This is a genomic window from Arthrobacter sp. MDB1-55 (assembly GCF_059092925.1).
Map to the genome: position 1 here is coordinate 486,982 of NZ_JBNHID010000002.1, position 16,982 is coordinate 503,963.

General features: G+C 61.8%; 13 protein-coding genes. 7 read left to right on the plus strand and 6 right to left on the minus strand.

What is annotated here, in order from left to right; translation table 11 throughout:
• Positions 1–35: 35 nt before the first annotated feature.
• A complete protein-coding gene (locus AC5RU3_RS09580) occupies positions 36–1,508 on the plus strand; it encodes a ParB/RepB/Spo0J family partition protein (protein WP_493965374.1) in 1,473 nt (490 codons plus the stop codon).
• Between the two features lie 2,686 nt (positions 1,509–4,194).
• On the opposite strand, the gene trxA is transcribed toward AC5RU3_RS09580, so the two are convergent.
• From trxA to AC5RU3_RS09605, 5 genes are all read right to left on the minus strand, one after another.
• On the minus strand, positions 4,195–4,518 hold the full coding sequence (trxA, locus tag AC5RU3_RS09585; protein ID WP_309072732.1) for a thioredoxin: 324 nt from the start codon (positions 4,516–4,518) through the stop codon (positions 4,195–4,197).
• Positions 4,519–4,540: 22 nt separating this feature from the next.
• Positions 4,541–5,575, minus strand: coding sequence for a thioredoxin-disulfide reductase (trxB, locus tag AC5RU3_RS09590; RefSeq protein WP_493965375.1), 1,035 nt, complete (start codon positions 5,573–5,575; stop codon positions 4,541–4,543).
• Positions 5,576–5,696: 121 nt separating this feature from the next.
• A complete protein-coding gene (locus tag AC5RU3_RS09595; protein ID WP_493965376.1) occupies positions 5,697–7,190 on the minus strand; it encodes an ABC transporter substrate-binding protein in 1,494 nt (497 codons plus the stop codon).
• An 84-nt stretch (positions 7,191–7,274) separates the two neighbouring features.
• A complete protein-coding gene (murJ, locus tag AC5RU3_RS09600) occupies positions 7,275–9,002 on the minus strand; it encodes a murein biosynthesis integral membrane protein MurJ (protein ID WP_493965377.1) in 1,728 nt (575 codons plus the stop codon).
• Between the two features lie 70 nt (positions 9,003–9,072).
• Positions 9,073–9,552 carry an NUDIX hydrolase gene (locus tag AC5RU3_RS09605; protein WP_309070384.1) on the minus strand — a complete coding sequence of 160 codons (480 nt, stop codon included), beginning with the start codon at positions 9,550–9,552 and terminating at the stop codon, positions 9,073–9,075.
• A gap of 223 nt (positions 9,553–9,775) precedes the next feature.
• On the opposite strand from AC5RU3_RS09605, the gene AC5RU3_RS09610 reads away from it, so the two are divergent.
• Positions 9,776–11,221 carry a CCA tRNA nucleotidyltransferase gene (locus AC5RU3_RS09610; RefSeq protein WP_309123995.1) on the plus strand — a complete coding sequence of 482 codons (1,446 nt, stop codon included), beginning with the start codon at positions 9,776–9,778 and terminating at the stop codon, positions 11,219–11,221.
• Positions 11,218–11,865: a histidine phosphatase family protein gene (locus AC5RU3_RS09615; RefSeq protein ID WP_309070336.1), complete on the plus strand. Its 648-nt coding sequence runs from the start codon at positions 11,218–11,220 to the stop codon at positions 11,863–11,865. Before AC5RU3_RS09610 ends, AC5RU3_RS09615 begins: the two co-directional genes overlap by 4 nt.
• On the opposite strand, the gene AC5RU3_RS09620 is transcribed toward AC5RU3_RS09615, so the two are convergent.
• Positions 11,862–13,022 (minus strand): DUF418 domain-containing protein, encoded by a 1,161-nt coding sequence (locus AC5RU3_RS09620; protein ID WP_493965378.1) that lies wholly within the window; start codon positions 13,020–13,022, stop codon positions 11,862–11,864. The genes AC5RU3_RS09615 and AC5RU3_RS09620 overlap by 4 nt on opposite strands.
• A 132-nt stretch (positions 13,023–13,154) precedes the next feature.
• On the opposite strand from AC5RU3_RS09620, the gene AC5RU3_RS09625 reads away from it, so the two are divergent.
• The 4 genes from AC5RU3_RS09625 to AC5RU3_RS09640 all read left to right on the plus strand — a co-directional run bounded on the left by AC5RU3_RS09625 (position 13,155) and on the right by AC5RU3_RS09640 (position 16,950).
• Positions 13,155–13,877, plus strand: a complete 723-nt coding sequence (locus AC5RU3_RS09625) for a DUF8692 domain-containing protein (RefSeq protein WP_493965379.1) — start codon at positions 13,155–13,157, stop codon at positions 13,875–13,877.
• Between the two features lie 440 nt (positions 13,878–14,317).
• Positions 14,318–14,644 carry a hypothetical protein gene (locus tag AC5RU3_RS09630; RefSeq protein ID WP_309070339.1) on the plus strand — a complete coding sequence of 109 codons (327 nt, stop codon included), beginning with the start codon at positions 14,318–14,320 and terminating at the stop codon, positions 14,642–14,644.
• A 244-nt stretch (positions 14,645–14,888) separates the two neighbouring features.
• A complete protein-coding gene (gene mshA, locus AC5RU3_RS09635) occupies positions 14,889–16,136 on the plus strand; it encodes a D-inositol-3-phosphate glycosyltransferase (protein ID WP_493965380.1) in 1,248 nt (415 codons plus the stop codon).
• 46 nt (positions 16,137–16,182) lie between these two features.
• The gene (locus AC5RU3_RS09640; protein ID WP_493965381.1) at positions 16,183–16,950 is read left to right on the plus strand and encodes a phosphatase; all 768 of its coding nucleotides are present in this window, start codon (positions 16,183–16,185) and stop codon (positions 16,948–16,950) included.
• Positions 16,951–16,982: the final 32 nt, after the last annotated feature.

Sequence of the window (16,982 nt, forward strand, 5' to 3'; positions counted from 1 at the left end):
CAGTTTGTCTGCTCTCCTTTGAGAGGAACCGTTTCATGCCTGAGAAGCGTAGGGGTCTAGGTCGGGGACTGGGTGCTCTCATTCCGAGCAGCGCAGAGCAGCAAGATGGCTCAGCATCGAACGGTGGCACCAGGGTAGCCGAACGGGGTCGGCCGGTTGACCTCTTCTTTCCCTCGCCTGAGCCGAAAGAGTCGGCTGAGAACGATGATTCTGGCACGCAGGGTGCCCGTGCGCGTACCGCGCCTGGCCGTACTTCCATCAATAAGGATGCGCTGACGGCGCCATCCAAGAGGACCAGTGGACGCGCGCAGGCAGCAGTGAAGCGCGGGCCAGCAACCAAGCCAGCGAAGCCCAAGGCCGGCGCAAGCGTCAAAACCGGCGGGAAGACCGCGGCCGATAACGTGCAGGAGGACTCGACAGTAGCGGACGCCGCGGTTCACGAGGTTGCGACTGAACCTGCTGATGATCGTACGCCGTCTACCGCCTCTGTAGAGCTGGCTGCAGATACTCAGACGACACTGGCTGCAGCGTCCGGAGAAGCTACTGACAGCGAAGCAGCACAGGTTTCCGTCGGAGATTCTGGAGGTTCCGTAGACGAGAAGAACGACTCCATCGAGGTTAAAGCGTCCTCCTCGGTGATAGCGGAAGACGAGGATGTCTCGGGTGTCGACGTTCCACGTGAAACGCTCAGGGAGGTGCCCGGTGCGCGCTTCGCTGAGCTTCCGATTAACTCGATTCATCCCAACCGGAAGCAGCCGCGTACCGTCTTCGATGAAGACGAGATGGCTGAACTTGTTCACTCTGTTCGAGAGATTGGCGTGCTCCAGCCAGTCGTGGTCCGTGCCTCCTCAGAGGGTGGGGAACATGCCTACGAACTGGTGATGGGCGAGCGTCGTTGGCGCGCGTCGAAGGAAGCCGGCCTGGAAACAGTTCCGGCGATCATTCGAGATACGACTGATGATGACTTGCTTCGTGACGCGCTTCTCGAGAACCTTCACCGCAGTCAACTGAACCCGCTTGAGGAAGCGGCTGCATACCAGCAGCTACTCGAGGATTTTGGATGTTCACAGGAGGAGCTGGCCGTTCGCATCGGGCGCTCACGTCCTCAGATTTCCAACACGCTACGTCTCATGAAGCTGCCCCCGCTTGTACAGCGTCGCCTTGCTGCGGGTGTGCTGAGCGCGGGACACGCTCGTGCGCTCCTGGGTCTCTCAGATCCGGCTGAAATGGAGAAGCTTGCGCAGCGCATAGTTGCTGAAGGGTTATCGGTGCGGTCGACGGAAGAGATCGTTGCAATGAGCGACGGACTCCGGCGTCCGACCAAGCCCTCAAACCCGCGCGCGGGTGCTCGACATGAGCGCCTCGATTACCTCGCCACCTCACTTTCGGACCGGCTCGACACCAACGTGAAGATCACCCTGGGTGCAAAGAAAGGCCGCGTCAGTATCGAGTTCGCAAGTGTCGATGACCTCAATCGCATCATGGGCGTTCTTACTCCCTCCTCATAGGCAATGTGGAAAGGCACCGTTTCACGTGAAACGGTGCCTTTCGCTAGATGACCGAGGTAGCAACGTCGCCGGGCCGGAGACCATAGTCGTCCGGTTCATTGCCAGGCCCGACCACACGTCCGAACGAGGCATTCTGTTTAAGGAGTGGAGCGGATCTGTACGCTGCTTCATCGGTCATTCTTCGATCCGCAAGCGTGACTGTTCATATGACGCTGTAAGTCCCCCGCCACCACGAACCCTCTCCAACCTGGAGCGCCCGATCTCACAGGCTCGCTGATCGTCCGTCTCAGAGTGTTAGTCAACTGGTGAGACCCTACGCCGAGCGCAATCGAGGCTGTTTCACGTGAAACGGCCTGTGCGTGCTATGTGGGTCGTGTCTGGGGCAAGATTTCGTCAGCCTGTCGTAGTCCTCAAGGAGGGATTCCACCAGGCTGTTCATAGGGAGGCGGGAAACGCTCGGCCAGCGCTTGTTTGCCTTCCTAGTTGCAGATCCGCAGCACAGCCGGATGGCGATTCAACCGCGCCTGGACTGAAACAGTAGCGGAACGGATGCCGCGCCACTGAGATCCCGCACCTTCATTCACCCTCCAGCCGGGGGCCCAGGCGCTCGGTGACACGACAGTTCCGGCAGTCGCTCAGGGCGTTTCACGTGAAACGATCCGCGGGCCCAGCGTCGTCTCATGGAGGCGTGGCCTCCGTATTGCGCATGGACGTGGTGAGCATGGCAGTGGCGCCAGGCTGGCACTGGGCGGGACCCGCCCAATCTCTCGGATCCCCTATAGGCAAGGGCAGTAGCTTTCGTGCGGTCCCTGCGGCACGTTCAGCACCGGCTCCTCCGCAGCGTTACCTAGTCCTATGTTGGGCCTAGCATGGCCGCATGCTCTAAGTGCCGCCATTATGGGCTCCAGCTCAACTTGTAGGTGAGGCTGGTTTGCGAGACTGAAGCGGGCAGCGCACAGGCGCTGCGACCGAGCTTCTGCTTCGCCACGTTCTAGGTGCTTCACGTGAAACAGCGAACGCCTGCCGCGCACACTTCTGTTAAGGTCCGAGTGCCTTTGAAAAGAAGGGAAAGGAACGAACCAAAGCGCGCTTGAACTAGGGCGGATGCCTGCGTGCGGTGCCAACAACCGAGAACAGCGGCCTTCCACCACGTTCCTGCGTGCTGAGGGCCCCCCCGCCCATACGCCAGCCAGTGGAGTACCAGCTCGGAGACTGCTGATCAGCTCGTTCTTCGGCACAGGCTGGCTTTCGCCCTTGCTGTTAGCGGTGAATCGCACGTCATATCCGGACTCGCTACTTTAGTACGGTGGAACTACGGTACCGGCCCCCCATGCGGCAGGAAGGATTGCTCCTTAGAGCTTAGAGCTTAGAGCTAAGGGCTAAGAGGGAAGAGCGTTTCACGTGAAACACCGCGGGGAAAGTATCAGAGCGCGATCATTCCTGACTGATCAGACAACGCTAATAGAAGTACATAACAACCAGCACTGCGCCGGCTCTTGTGGTCGAGCGTGGTTTCGGAAGGTCGAGCCGTGTACGAAGCGCGCCGTGATCCTCTATGCGCCCAGTGGTGACCAGTCCTCTCAAGGTGATGTTCAATTTGAGCAGAGGGCTACCTGAACGGTCGGGCTCGCTCTTCTCTGGTGTTGATCCTCAGATCGAGACGTCGCATCAGCGTCCCAACGGTGGTGTTCGCTCGCGCCGACTTGGCTTTGGGTGTGATCTCACGAACCGCGACGTCGGAATACAGCCAGCATACGGCGTCGCCTTCCAACCGGTGCACAACGTATGGTCCACCCGATGGGCAGCTGTTCTCGTGGGCAGTTTCACGTGAAACATCGATAGGGTGGCCCAGGCCTGCGTCACCCTACCGCCGGTGCGATGCTTGACGCCAAGCGCCTAGGCATCATCGCTTTGTACCGCTTCCCCGTGACCCAGAGCGCGGGCAGGGATTCATCTCGTAACCTAGAGACTACTGGCGGGCACGGGCAAACGTGACCGTACGCCGCCAGTGTCTTCGCGTAACGTCGGCAGTCGTGACCCTCGGGCTATACCCTTTTCGGGCCTGCCGGCACCGATCAGATTCGGACATCCTGGGAGTAGGATCGCCAGGCTCGCCTGACAGGGAACGAGCCTCCGCCGGGTTCTGAACGCACCTCATGAGCGTCCGTAATGTCGGTATTCCCCGCCGTGATCGTCACCTTGTACCGCGTTGCTTGCATCTAGGGAAGGGCTGCGTGAGGAAGACTTCGTCGATCAGCCTGCCGTAGGCAGGCGTGCTGGTGGACTCCGGTCGTTTCACGTGGAACGCACTCTTCGGTAGGAGCTTCCTAAACTTCAAGCCTAGTGGCTAGCTACTGCGGCAGTGGCAGCAATTTGGATTAGGGAATCCAAAACGCATACGGGTCGATGCAGTTCTCTCGCGGGCTCTCAGACCGAATACGCCCACGGTTGTCTTTCACGAGTACTTGGAGACTTGTTCTGGCGTCAGTTCTGTATGACCAACGGCCATTCGTCGCACCTGGCAGCGATAGCTCGTCCTGCAACGGCTCGGAGAGCAAGGAGCGTCTGCTGACGTTTCACGTGAAACCGCACGAAAGGCCGGTGGGCACTCCTTTCCCACAGGCGGTACACAAAAACCGGGTCTCCCAATGGGCGACCCGGCTAATGGATTAGTCGAAACTTATTTCTACAGGAACTGCGCGAACTCCTGCTCCAGCACCTGCTTCGGCTTAGCACCGATCGAGGTGGCTGCAACTTGGCCATCCTTGAAGACGAACACAGCAGGAATCGACGTAATGCCGTATTTCGCCGCAGTCGCAGGATTGTCATCGACGTTCAGTTTGACGACTTCGATCTTCTCGGAGTGCTCGGCGGCGATATCGTCAAGGATGGGAGAGAGTTTGCGGCAGGGACCGCACCACTCTGCCCAGAAATCAACCAGAACTGGTTTAGCAGCGTTGATAACGTCCGCTTCGAACGATGAATCTGTTACTTCTTTAGCGTTGCTCATACTCTCTACTCCTTCTTGAGGGTTAGACGGTAGCCTTTTCAGAAACTTCTTCAGCCAGGGGGGTCGGGACTTCCGCGGCGGTCTCTACTGAATCGCCAAGATCGGCAAGATAATGCTCGACGTCGATGGCCGCGACACATCCCGAACCGGAGGCTGTGATCGCCTGGCGGTAGGTGGGATCAATGACGTCCCCCGCTGCGAAGACGCCCGGGAGTGACGTCTTCGATGTGCGGCCGAGCACGGCGATAGTGCCCTCCTCGGTCAGCTTCAGCTGATCCTTGACGAGGTCGATTCTGGGATCGTTGCCGATAGCGACAAACACGCCCGTGACAGCGAGTTCGCGGGTCGAGTCATCCACAGTACTGGACAGCGTCAATCCAGTGACTTTGTCGGCGCCGTGAATCGCGGTTACTTCAGCATTCCACTCGAACCGGATCTTTTCGTGCGCCAAGGCTCGGTCTTGCATGATGCGGGAGGCCCGAAGTGAATCACGACGGTGTACGACGGTGACCGACCGGGCGAACTTGGTGAGGAAGAGTGCTTCCTCCATAGCGGAGTCGCCGCCTCCGATAACCGCGATGTCCTGATTCTTGAAGAAGAATCCGTCACACGTTGCGCACCAACTGACGCCGTGTCCGGACAGCCGCTTCTCGTCTTCGAGTCCAAGCTCCCGGTAGGCCGACCCAGTGGAGATGATGACAGCGCGTGCCCGGAAGGTTTCTCCGGTGCCGATAGTCACGGTCTTGATGTCGCCCGAGAGGTCAACCGAGGTGACGTCCTCGAACAGAATCTCGGTTCCGAAGCGGGCTGCCTGCTTCTCAAAGTTCTCCATGAGGTCTGGTCCCATTACCCCCTCAGGGAACCCGGGGTAGTTCTCCACATCGGTCGTGTTCATCAGTTCCCCACCGGCGGTGACTGAACTGGCGATCAGCAGAGGTGAAAGGTTCGCCCGGGCGGTGTATACGGCGGCTGTGTAGCCAGCGGGACCGGATCCGACGATGATGACTTCGCGGATGTCGTCGGACGCTTTACTTCCGACTTGTGTCTCGGTGCTCACGGAATGAAGGAACCTTTCTATCGGTCAGAACGACCAAACCTGATAGTCCGATCGCGATCACTTGCATCAACGACACTCCGACCTGCGTTATTCCGCGAGATCGAAGGGCGAGGCGCAGGCGCTAGGAGATATTGATCTCTGCGATGCGCATACCCCAGGGGTACTGTGCCTGGACGTTTGAGAGGCGGGGCAGCTGCGTGAAGTTCACGATTACATACTGAGCTGTAGGCGGTACACCGTCGACATCCGGCACATTGAAGGTTGCTGATGGACTGGTGAACCCCGACTGTGCCACCTGGGTAGCGCCGTCCAGCGTAGGTTCGTCATTCAGCAACACGGTAAAGCTGCCGCCCGAACTGTTCAGCTGTTCAATCACGATTTCGGAGACGTTTGACGGCTCCTCCAGCTCAACTACCAACGCCATATTCTGGGCCAGTCCACCGAAGGTCTCGTTCGCATAGACCAGGGTGCCCCAGAAGCTTGCGGGGTTGTCGTCGATGATTGCGGGAAGATCGGCGTCTGTCTGCGAGTTGAGTTCGGGATTGTCCGGTACAAGACGGGTGACATTCACTGCTACCGGCTCCACCAGTTCAGGCTCAGGAGTGGCTGAACTGGACGCAGGAGGCGTTGCGTTCTCACTGGCAGAGGCTTCCGGGCTGCTCTCTGCAGTTCCACTTTCGTTCGCGACCGGTGGGTCGAAGACAGGCCGAAGCTGAGTTACCGCAAGTATGACGGCGGCGACAATGACAATAGCGAGGACGATACCGACCAGCAGCCTGGTGAAGCGTGGGTTGTTCTCGCGGTCTTCATCGTCGGCGTAGTCCTCGTACGCGTCGTCGTCGTCGTACTGGGTTGCGCCGGCGGCAGCACCACCGGCCGCAGCCCCCGCGGGAAAGCGGGACGGCGGCCGCCGGGAGGAAGCGTCCTCTGTGCGGTCCTGTTCGTCTTCAGACCAGAGGGAGACCTTCGGGCGCTGATTCTGCTCGTCTCCCGCAATCACGCGGGGAGGCGCGCTCGGCGGCGGGGGCACGCTGGCGCCGCCGGCGGGGCGGGATGCCGATATGTTCTGGGGAGCGGTGCCAGGCTCTGAGCGAGTTGACCCAGCCGCCGCAGCACCTGCAGCGCCGCCACCTGCCGCTGCACGCCCGAAGCGCGGCATTCTGGCCTTAGGGAGGCGTGAAGGGCGACGCTCCTCCTCGTGGTCATAATGATCGTCGTCGTCGTACGTTTCCGGCTCCGTGGAGCGGGCCACGCCAAAGATCTCCGAACCGAGCGTGTCCGTGAAGAACGGCTCGATGTAGGGTGCGTCCTGCTGGATCACGAGGTCCAGCAGGTCCGCAGCAGGAGCGCGGTTGGTGACGAGGTACGTGCCGGCGTCGGTGATTCCAAGATCGAGCACCTGGATGTTTCCTGGCCGCTCGCCGGTGGCAACTTCTCGCGCACTGGTAGCAACCTGGCCGGCGTTGGAGGGCGATGCCACGAGTATGCTTACCGGCCGATTCAATACCTGATCGACGCCGTCCAGCACCAGGTCCTTCTCAGCAGAGGACAGTACATAAGCGGTGACCTTATAGCGGCCGCCCAGTACTGAACCAACATCTACTGCTTCTGGCACGTGTTCCTCCCGGATGTGGATACTTTGTACCAATGCTACCGGTGACTCCCGGGCCAATTTGCGTCTATGCCCCGGTGTCGCCCCCTAGCGCCGTTTGAAGCGAGACAGGAGCGGAGCAAGGAAGTCACTCAGCTCTGTGACTCGCAGGACCTTCAGCATGGCTACGTATACGGCCACCATCAGGGGACCTGCCACCAGAAGTACGACGGCGGCACTGCCGACAGACTGCCACACGAATCCATTGGGCTGGTAGCCACCGAAGAGCCAGAGGATGCCGGCGCCGACAGCGGCTGATACCAGCCCGGCGATGCTAAGCCGCACGTGGACGTCGTAGATGTGTCCGGCCCCGTAGCTCCCGATCTGCCGCACAAGGAAAAAATGACTGACGATGACGGCGATGATGTTGCCGACCGTGAAGCTCAGGGCAAGCATCGGGACGATCAGGGCCGGTTCGAACAGGCTCGCCGTGAGAGCCAGGGCTACCCCTGCCACAGAGAGAATGAGCTGGACCTTGAGCGGGGTGATCGCATCTTCAGCTGCGTAGAACACCCGGTTCATGAAGAAGTTGGCACTGAGGAAGGGTGCACCAACGGCAAGAAGGGTGATGATCAAGGCGTTGAGGGCACCGCCTTCGCGGATGCCACCGGAGAAGACCATGCCGAGGGGCGCTGCCAGTGCCAGAAGGGCTGCGGCACCGAAGACAGTCGCAACGCCGATGGTCCGCAGGCCAAGCGACAGAGTTTCCTTCGTGGTTTGCAGATCGTTCTCGGCATGCGCGGCGGCGAGGCGGTTGAACATGACGGTGGCCAGGGAAAGAGCGATCACCGAATGCGGCAGGACGTAGACAAGCGAACCGATATCCAGGTTGGTGAGGCCGGCGATGTAGGTGTCGTCGGGGAGGTCGGTTCGTGCCTCGGTAGCGATGGTCGCAACCCACTGGTTGACCATGTACAGGCCGTTGCCGATCAGCATCGTCACGATGGTGATGGAAGCCAGGCGGCCGGTTTTCCCCAGCCCGACACCGCGCCACCTGAACCTGGGCCGGAGGCCGAGGCGCAGGCGGCGCAGCGGCACGATGAGCACGAGCGCCTGGACGATGATTCCGAGGGTGGTTCCTCCCGCGAGGAGCAGGGTATGCGTGGGCGTCCACGTGTCCGGGGTGTGGCCCGTAGTCCGTTCAGCGCCCATCAGGGTGATGAAGGCGATGAGGAACCCGATGGAGACGATGTTGTTCACCACAGGAGCCCACATGTAGGGACCGAAGGATCCGTTGGCGTTGAGGACCTGTCCGATGATCGAGTACAGGCCGTAGAAGAAAATTTGTGGCAGACACCAGTAGGCAAAGACCGTCGTCAAGGCCAGCGCATCCCCGGATACATTCGTCAGCAGATCCGCGAGGAAGGGCGCCGCCAGTGTGATGAGTACCGTCAGGACGAACAGGACGATGACCGAGAGCGTCATGAGCCGGCTTACGAAGTCCGCTCCACGGTCCTCCTGCTGGCTGGCACGGATGATCTGCGGCACCAGCACCGCATTGAACACACCGCCTGCGATCATCAGGAAGATATAGGTCGGCAGGTTGTTGGCCGCGGGAAAGAGGTCCGACACCGCACCGGCTGTGCCGATCGCCGTTGCGAGGAGGGCCACCCGGACGAGGCCGAGTATGCGCGACACCAGCGTGCCTGCAGCCATGATTGCGCTGGAGCGTGCGGTTGAATCGGTGGGCGGAACTTCGCCCGCCGGGGTGGGACGGCGGCTGGGAACCACGCCCGCATCCTGGACGGGTATTGAGGCGGTGTTGGTATCAGACATCGTTACTCATCGTCTCACCAATACGCTCCCACGCCGGTCACCCGCCGTCGCTGCCCGGGAGGCAACCCACTTACAGGTACTGCGGAAGCACCTCTCGGGCAAGGTCGGCGATCCGGCGCTCATTCGGGAACGAGAGCTTGCGGCCAAGATCCGCGAGGGGAACCCACGCCACATCCACGGCCTCATGATCGGGATCGTTCTCGATGGTGAGGTGGCCACCGGTCGAGACCAGCAGGAAGTGATGAACCGTCTTGTGAACGCGGTGCCCGCTGACGGTGAACCAGTAGTCGATGCTGCCCAGCGCTGCAAGGACACGGCCGCGAATGCCTGTTTCCTCTTCGATCTCACGCACCGCTGCCTGCTCGTTGTTCTCCTGGTTTTCCGGGTGCCCCTTGGGCAGGCACCACTCGAGGCGTCCACCCCGGTTCAGACGGGCGATGATCGCGACATTGAGCAGGTCGGTTGACGTGTCGACGACGATTCCGCCGGCCGATACTTCCTCCACTGTCGGAAGCGTCTGGTGGATCATAGGCGCGCTCGTCCGGCCCATTGACGCTGTCAATGGGGTGCGCTTGGGGGCGCTGGGAACGGGTCGGTCCATGTCCCCACTCTAACGACCTTTGCGGGGCGATGATGACGTGACGCCCGGGGCGGACGCCGCGGCGCGGAACGTGCGGCGTGTTGCCGTGCGCGAGCCGACGATTGGGGACGGATGCCCATCCTTGCTTCCCCGTAATGGTGTTTGGGCTGATCTCTGGCACGCTTAAACCACTATGGTGCACCTGTTGGAAAACTCCCCGCTGACCGCCCCGCTTCCGGCGGTGGTCACCGAGCTCGGTCGTCTCTTCGCCGACGCCGGCCACGAACTCTCTCTGGTGGGCGGCCCAGTCCGCGACCTTTTCCTTGGCCGCTCCTCGCCGGACCTGGATTTCACAACGGACGCCGACCCGGACCAGACCATCGCTGTCATTCGCCGCTGGGCTGACGCTTTCTGGGAGATCGGCCGGGAATTCGGCACGATCGGCCTTCGCAAGGACTCGTTCACGATCGAGGTCACCACCTACCGGGCGGAAGCCTACGATCCATCCTCCCGCAAACCCGTGGTGGCGTTCGGTACGAACCTGGAGGATGACCTTCTCCGCCGGGACTTCACGATCAACGCCATGGCGCTCCGGCTTCCCTCGTTGGAACTCGTGGACCCCTACGGCGGCGTCAAGGACCTCCACGCCGGCCTGCTGCGCACCCCGGGTGCGCCGTCGTCGTCGTTCTCTGATGATCCGCTTCGGATGATGCGCGCGGCGAGGTTCGCATCCCAGCTGGGAGTGGAAGTTGCTCCGGAGGTGCGTGGAGCCATGACGGCAATGGCCGAGCGCATCACCATCATTTCCGCGGAGCGGGTGCGTGACGAGCTGACGAAGCTGATCAACGGGGCGCACCCCCGCCGCGGGATCGACATCATGGTGTCCACCGGGCTGGCCGACCACGTTCTGCCGGAGGTGCCCGCGCTTCGCCTCGAGATGGACGAGCACCACAGGCACAAGGACGTCTACCAGCACTCCCTGACCGTGCTGGAGCAGGCCTGTGAGCTGGAAACCGACGATGACGGTGCGGTGCCGGCTCCCGACTTCGTGCTGCGGTTCGCTGCACTGATGCACGACGTCGGCAAGCCGGCTACGCGGCGCTTCGAATCGTCAGGCGCGGTGAGCTTCCGCCACCACGACGTCGTCGGAGCGAAGCTGACGGCGAAGCGGATGAAGGCGCTTCGCTTCGACAACGACACGATCAAGGCTGTGGCCCGCCTCGTGGAATTGCACATGAGGTTCTACGGATATGGCGAGGCGGGCTGGACTGACTCAGCGGTCCGCCGCTACGTCTCCGACGCCGGCCCCCACCTTGAGCGGCTGCACCGGCTGACGCGCTCGGACGTGACAACCCGCAACCGCCGAAAGGCTGAGCGGCTCGCGTTCGCGTATGACGACCTCGAGGGACGCATTGCTGCGCTCGCCGAGCAGGAAGAACTGGCGGCCATACGGCCAGACCTGGACGGAGAACAGATCATGGCCCTTTTAGGCATCCGGCCGGGTCCCGTCGTGGGGCGGGCCTACCGCTACCTGCTGGAGGAGCGAATGGAGCACGGCCCGCACACCCCGGACGAGGCTGAGGCGAAACTGCGCACCTGGTGGTCCAGCCAGCCCGAAGCCGCCGGGGATGAGTCGTGAGCCAGCCGGGCGCCGCTGCCGCCGACCTCACGCCCGCCGGCACGCCGCTGCCGAACCTTTGGCTCCTGCGACACGGCGAGACCGAGTGGTCGCGGGACGGCAACTACACGGGACTCACGGACCTTCCGCTGACCGAGGGCGGGGAGCAGCAGGCCCGCGACGCCGCCGGCCGGCTGACCGGCGTCGACTTCGACGTGGTCTTCACGTCGCCGCTGCAGCGTGCCCGGCGGACAGCAGAGCTGGCGGGCTTCCCGAACGCGGAAGTACTGCCGCACGCTCATGAATGGGACTACGGCGACAACGAAGGCCGCAACAGCGTGAAGGTGCGCGAGGAGAATCCCGGGTACCTCATCTGGAAGGACGGCGCGCCGAACGGCGAGACGCTCGCCGAGGTGGGAGCTCGCGCCGACAGAATCATCTCCCGCGTCCAGGCGGGCTGCGGAACGCCCGCGGATCAGGATCCGAACGCCGTTCCCGTCCGCAACGCACTTCTGGTCGCGCACGGGCACTTTCTTCGCATTCTCACCGCGCGCTGGCTGGAGTTCGACGCCGTTGAAGGACGGCGCTTCATCCTCGGTACCGCTGCGGTCTGCGCCCTCGGCTGGGACAAGCACACGCCGGCCATCCTGCGTTGGAACATCTAATTTCGCACAGCCTGTGCCCTGCGCGCGCCGTAAGTGATGCGGCGCATCAGCCACTCCATCGGACCCATTGAGACCCGTGAGAGCAGGATCCGGCTGAAAACCAGCTGGGCTGCATAAATAACGACGGCGATGCCTGCGACCGCGGCGGCGGGCAGCTGGTCCGATAGACGCAGCCCGTAGGCCGTGAAGAGGAAGGCCATGATCAGCGATTGCATCAGGTAGTTGGTGAGCGCGATGCGGCCGGCGGGGGCGAGGAAGTCACGGAACCTGCCTCCCGTCGTCGTGCGGAAGAACAGCAGGAGGAGGCTGACATATCCGGCCGTCAGCAAGGGCGCGGTGAGCGTCGAAATCCCGACCGCTAGAACGCTGAACTGCTCAGCGTCCACATAGTTGGTGAGGTAGGCCTGGATCGCCCCGGCGGTGAGGCCAACCGGGAGGGCTACTGACGCCGTCGTCGTGAGAGCGCGGCGGGAAAGCTGCCCTGAGAGGAGTCCAACCCTTCCGGCTGCGAGACCGAGGTAGAACATCGCCAGGGAGAGGGGGCCCTGGAACAGCACGACTCCGGCAACGTTGTTCAGGAGATTGTCGACGTTGGCGAAGAATGCGGAGCCTGGGCTCTGCACGAGCGCGTCTGCGTCGACATCGAAACCCACCGGCGGGAGGCCTACCGAGGCTACGGCGACGAAAAGTCCCACCACCAGAATGGCCGATCCGACGATTCCGATCAGGGCACTGCCCGCGATGGCGGCTGTGGATGTCCGGATGGAGTACGTCGCCAGCAGAATGAAGCCCATCAGCGCGTACGTGAGCAGGATGTCTCCGAAGAACAGAAAAGTCCCGTGCAGCAAACCGAGGACAAGCAAGGCGGTCAATCGGCGCGACATCCGCTGAACCGGGGAGGCGGACGCAGCAACGGCCGCTTGCCACTGCAAGACGAAGCTGTATCCGAACAGGAAAGAAAAGAGCAGATAGAACTTTGCTTCGAACAGCGCTGCGACGGTGAACCGAACCGTCACATCGGCAGGAGAGTCGTGGGCGGGGCTGATTTCGCCGGCGAGGGTGAACGGGTCGGCGAAGTACCAGATGTTGACCATGAGGATGCCGCCAAGCGCGAAGCTGCGCAGCGCATCCACCTCGCGAAGGCGCTCCAGCTTCACCGGTGCTTCCTTACGCCCGTCCGGAACTCTCATATCACTCTCATAATGGCCCACTAGGATCGATCTTCATCACGAGATACCGGGAACCGGTTGATTATTCGGCGGCGCCGTCTTGTGAAGGTCTCAGGAGGTATGGCAATCGTAGTGGGAAAGCTGATTTCGACGCTCGGGTGGGCCGGCGCCGCCCTGCTGGCGGTAGGGGCGATTATTGATGCTTTCTCGCCTGTCTTTGAAGGTGGGGGACGCATCTCCGCGGCCTTTTTCATGATCCGCGACATGACTTACGCGTCCAGGGAAGACAGTGTGTGGACCTGGTACTCCGTGCTCTTGCTTGCAGCGGTAGGTGTGGTTTTTGCGACTCTGGCGTTGATTCGCCGGTCAAACGGTGAAAGTTCCATCCCCTACTTCTGTTTCGCGGTGGTGGCAGCCGGCATGTCAATCGACGAAGCCACCCTGTTTCATGAGAAGTTTGCGATCGCCGCCCGGTTGATGGGGTTGTCCCTGCCATTTACATTCAGTTGGCTCATCATTGGCATCCCTTTCGCAGTCACCGCGGGTGTGATCCTTCTGCTGCTTGCCCGGCGAATAGATGCCACGCTGCGCCGTCGGCTCATCGTTGCGGGGGCTGTTTTTCTCCTGGGGGCTGTCGGGTTCGAACTGCTGGGTGGAATCATCGTGAACTTCTCTGACAATCTCGCGGCGCCCGGGAGTCGATTGCTGTACCAGTTCGTCGCCATGCTTGAAGAGGGTTTGGAGCTCACCGGATCGCTGATTGCGCTATGGGCTGGCTTGAAAGCCGTCGACTTACAGTGGATCGCGCAGCGCCTGAGTAGGAAGCACGCCGTCTCCTCCTGAGCGGCTCGGGGTGCCAAGGGAAGCCCGGCCTTTGACAGCGTAATCGCCCCGCAATTTTCTCGCCAAAAAGATTTCAGATAATTCCCAGAAAGAGCTAGGCGAAGGGCCTTCCTTTGCGGTAGCTTTGAGAAGTGCCATTGGGAGATCTCAATCTTCCGGTTTATGCACAGTCCAGGTAAGCGCTAGATAGAAGTGGAGGTGGGATTCGGTGATTAACTTTCTCGGCGGCATGATGGCCGCGCGAACCCGCCCAGCCTCCGCCGTCGCTGCGCACTAATTTCCTGCTGAAACTGGCACTTCTCTCCTAATTACTTCTGCGAGAAGTTTCTTTCACTACTTGTGTGCCAGGCGTAGTCCGCCTCTCTTTTTCGTGCCCCCTTTAGGGGATGTGCTTTTACGCGCCATTTCCACTTCATGCACCACAATTCCAGGAGATATCCATGCCTGCTTCTCAGGTCCTATCTGTCCCCATTTCCACAGAACGCACCGCGACCCAGGTCGACGAACAGCCGCGTTCTCAGGGGGAATTCATCATGTCAGGCAATCTCACCCGCCTCGACGGCAGGGCAGGCGATCCCAGCCCTGAAGCGATCGATTCTGCAGCGGTGATGCCCGACTTCATGCAGCGAAAGGAGGTGTACCTCATGATCAAGAAACTCCGCGAAAGTGTTTCCTTCTGGAAGCGAATACAGGAATTGTCGGTCGATAGCGCCTGGGACAACGCCCAGTCCTACGCCCTGCCACAGCATCACCTGTTCATCAAGTAGCAGCGTCCATGCGGCTGTGTAGCTGCTTCCTGTCGATCCGCGAAGGAGGGTCCGATGCAAGTCATCGATCCCATTCCAGGAGAAGCCCGCGCTTCCCAGCGCGGGCTTCCGCCTTTAACGGAGCAGCAGCCCCAATTCACCGCACCTGTCACGGAATGTAGCGGCTGTTGTGCGCGTTATATGGTCAAAGATGGTTAGCGGGCAAGAGCAGGTGTGCCCTTAAGCGACAGTGAAGGGAGGGTGCGTGGCCCCCGTGAAGCGCGTTGCGATGCTGTCGCTTCACACATCGCCCTTCGACCAGCCCGGTGGCGGAGACGCCGGCGGGATGAATGTCTATGTCCGGTCAGTGGCGCTCGAACTTGCGAAGGTCGGCATCAACGTCGAAATCTTCACGCGTGCAGCCGCCGACGGGCAGCCCCACATTGAGGAACTTGGCCCGGGTGTCCTGGTGCGCCACCTCATTGCCGGGCCTACCCGACGGGTGCCCAAAGAAGTGCTGCCCCAGCTATCCGATGACCTCGCGGACGCTATAGCGGACGCCACGGACCTCCTTGCCGACGGGCATTTCGACGTTATCCACTCGCACTATTGGGTGTCCGGGATAGTGGGCCTTACCGTTGCGAAATCACTCAAGTTGCCGCTGGTGCACTCGATGCACACCATGGCAAAGGTAAAGAACCTCAGGCTCCATGCCGGCGGCGTGATGGAACCCGAGTCCCGTATCGCCGGTGAGCACTCCATCGTCGACGGCGCCGACCGCCTCATCGCCAACACGAGTACGGAGGCTGCCGAACTCGAGTTACTCTACGGAGCCGCCGCCGAAAAGGTCGATATAGTCGCTCCGGGCGTCGACCTCGATGTCTTCCACGCACTGCATCGCCCCGCTTCCCGGGAGCGTCTCCAGTTCCCGGCCGAGGCGTTCCACGTGGTCTTCGCCGGCAGGATTCAGAAACTGAAAGGTCCGCACCTGCTCGTGGAGGCTGCCGCGGATCTGCTCGCCAGGCGCCCTGACATTCCGCTGCAGGTCAGCATTATCGGCTCAGGCAGCGGGCCGGAGGCGCTGGAACTCCAGCCGCTGATCGACCGGCTTGGACTGCACGACGTCGTCAGGCTCTACCCTCCCGTCCTGCCCGCCCAGCTTGCGCACTGGTTCCGTGCAGCCGATGTCGTGGCCATGCCCTCCTACAGCGAGTCCTTTGGTCTGGTTGCCCTGGAAGCCCAGGCCTGCGGTACACCCGTGCTCGCAGCCAACGTGGGCGGGCTGCCCCAGGCCATCAGCGATGGACGCACCGGCATCCTGGTGGATGGTCACGGTGTTGCCTTGTGGTCAGCCGCCCTGGAGGTCCTGCACGACGGCGGCGACATGCGCCGCACGCTCGGCGCCCACGCTGCGGTACATGCGCTTGCTTTCGGGTGGCAGCGCACAGCACTGTTCACAGCGCAGAGTTACCGCACCGCCGTCGAGCAGTATGAGGCCGCTCCCGCCCTCTGAACCGCAAAGGCAGCCCACGTGCGCCCGGTGTGCCTACGATGGAGTGGTGAATGCCGCCGAAGAACTCGCCAGTTATCTCGACTCTGTAGGTATCACCGGTAAGGTTGCCACGCCCCGACAGGACAACCTGCGGCACATGCGGCTGTTCCTTGAGGGCAATGAGCACCTCGAGTTCGGCGTGCGGCTCACACGTGAGTGGACGTTCGACGAGGTGTTCGACCTGATGCACGAGCGCGTCGGCACCAGCGCCGACCCTGCGCTGCTCGAGGGTCAGGACACCATCGACGCCGGTAAGTGCGTTGCGGCGCTCGACCGTTTCGCGGACCGGTTGGGGGATGCTGTTCGCGCGAAGGACCGCATCCTGTTCGCTACCGGCCATCCCGCCGGCCTGCTGCCCGTTCATGCTGCGCTCGCTTCCGCCGCTGAGCGGGGCGGAGCAACAGTGGTGCAGGTGCCGGAAGGCCAACCGTTCCGAGACGGTGACATTCGGCAGCTCTTCGGTGTCCTGGCATGGCACCAGTACGGCGGACTCGTCCACACCCATTACCCGGAGCCGATGAGGCTCAGCCTCGAATTGTTGGCCTCGCAGGGTGCGCTGCCGCCACAGCTGGTGGTGGCCGATCACGGCTGGGCCGGACATGCCGCGTCCGAAGGAATACCGACCCTGGGGTTCGCCGACTGCAACGATCCCGGCCTGTTTGTCTCCGAAGCGCAGGGACAGCTCGAGGTTGCGGTTCCCCTGGACGACAATCTGTGTCCAGGGCTCTATGAGCCGATGACCCGATACATTCTCGAGCGGGCGGGACTGTCCTGACTGATGGCGACGAACGCATGTGATGCGCGGCA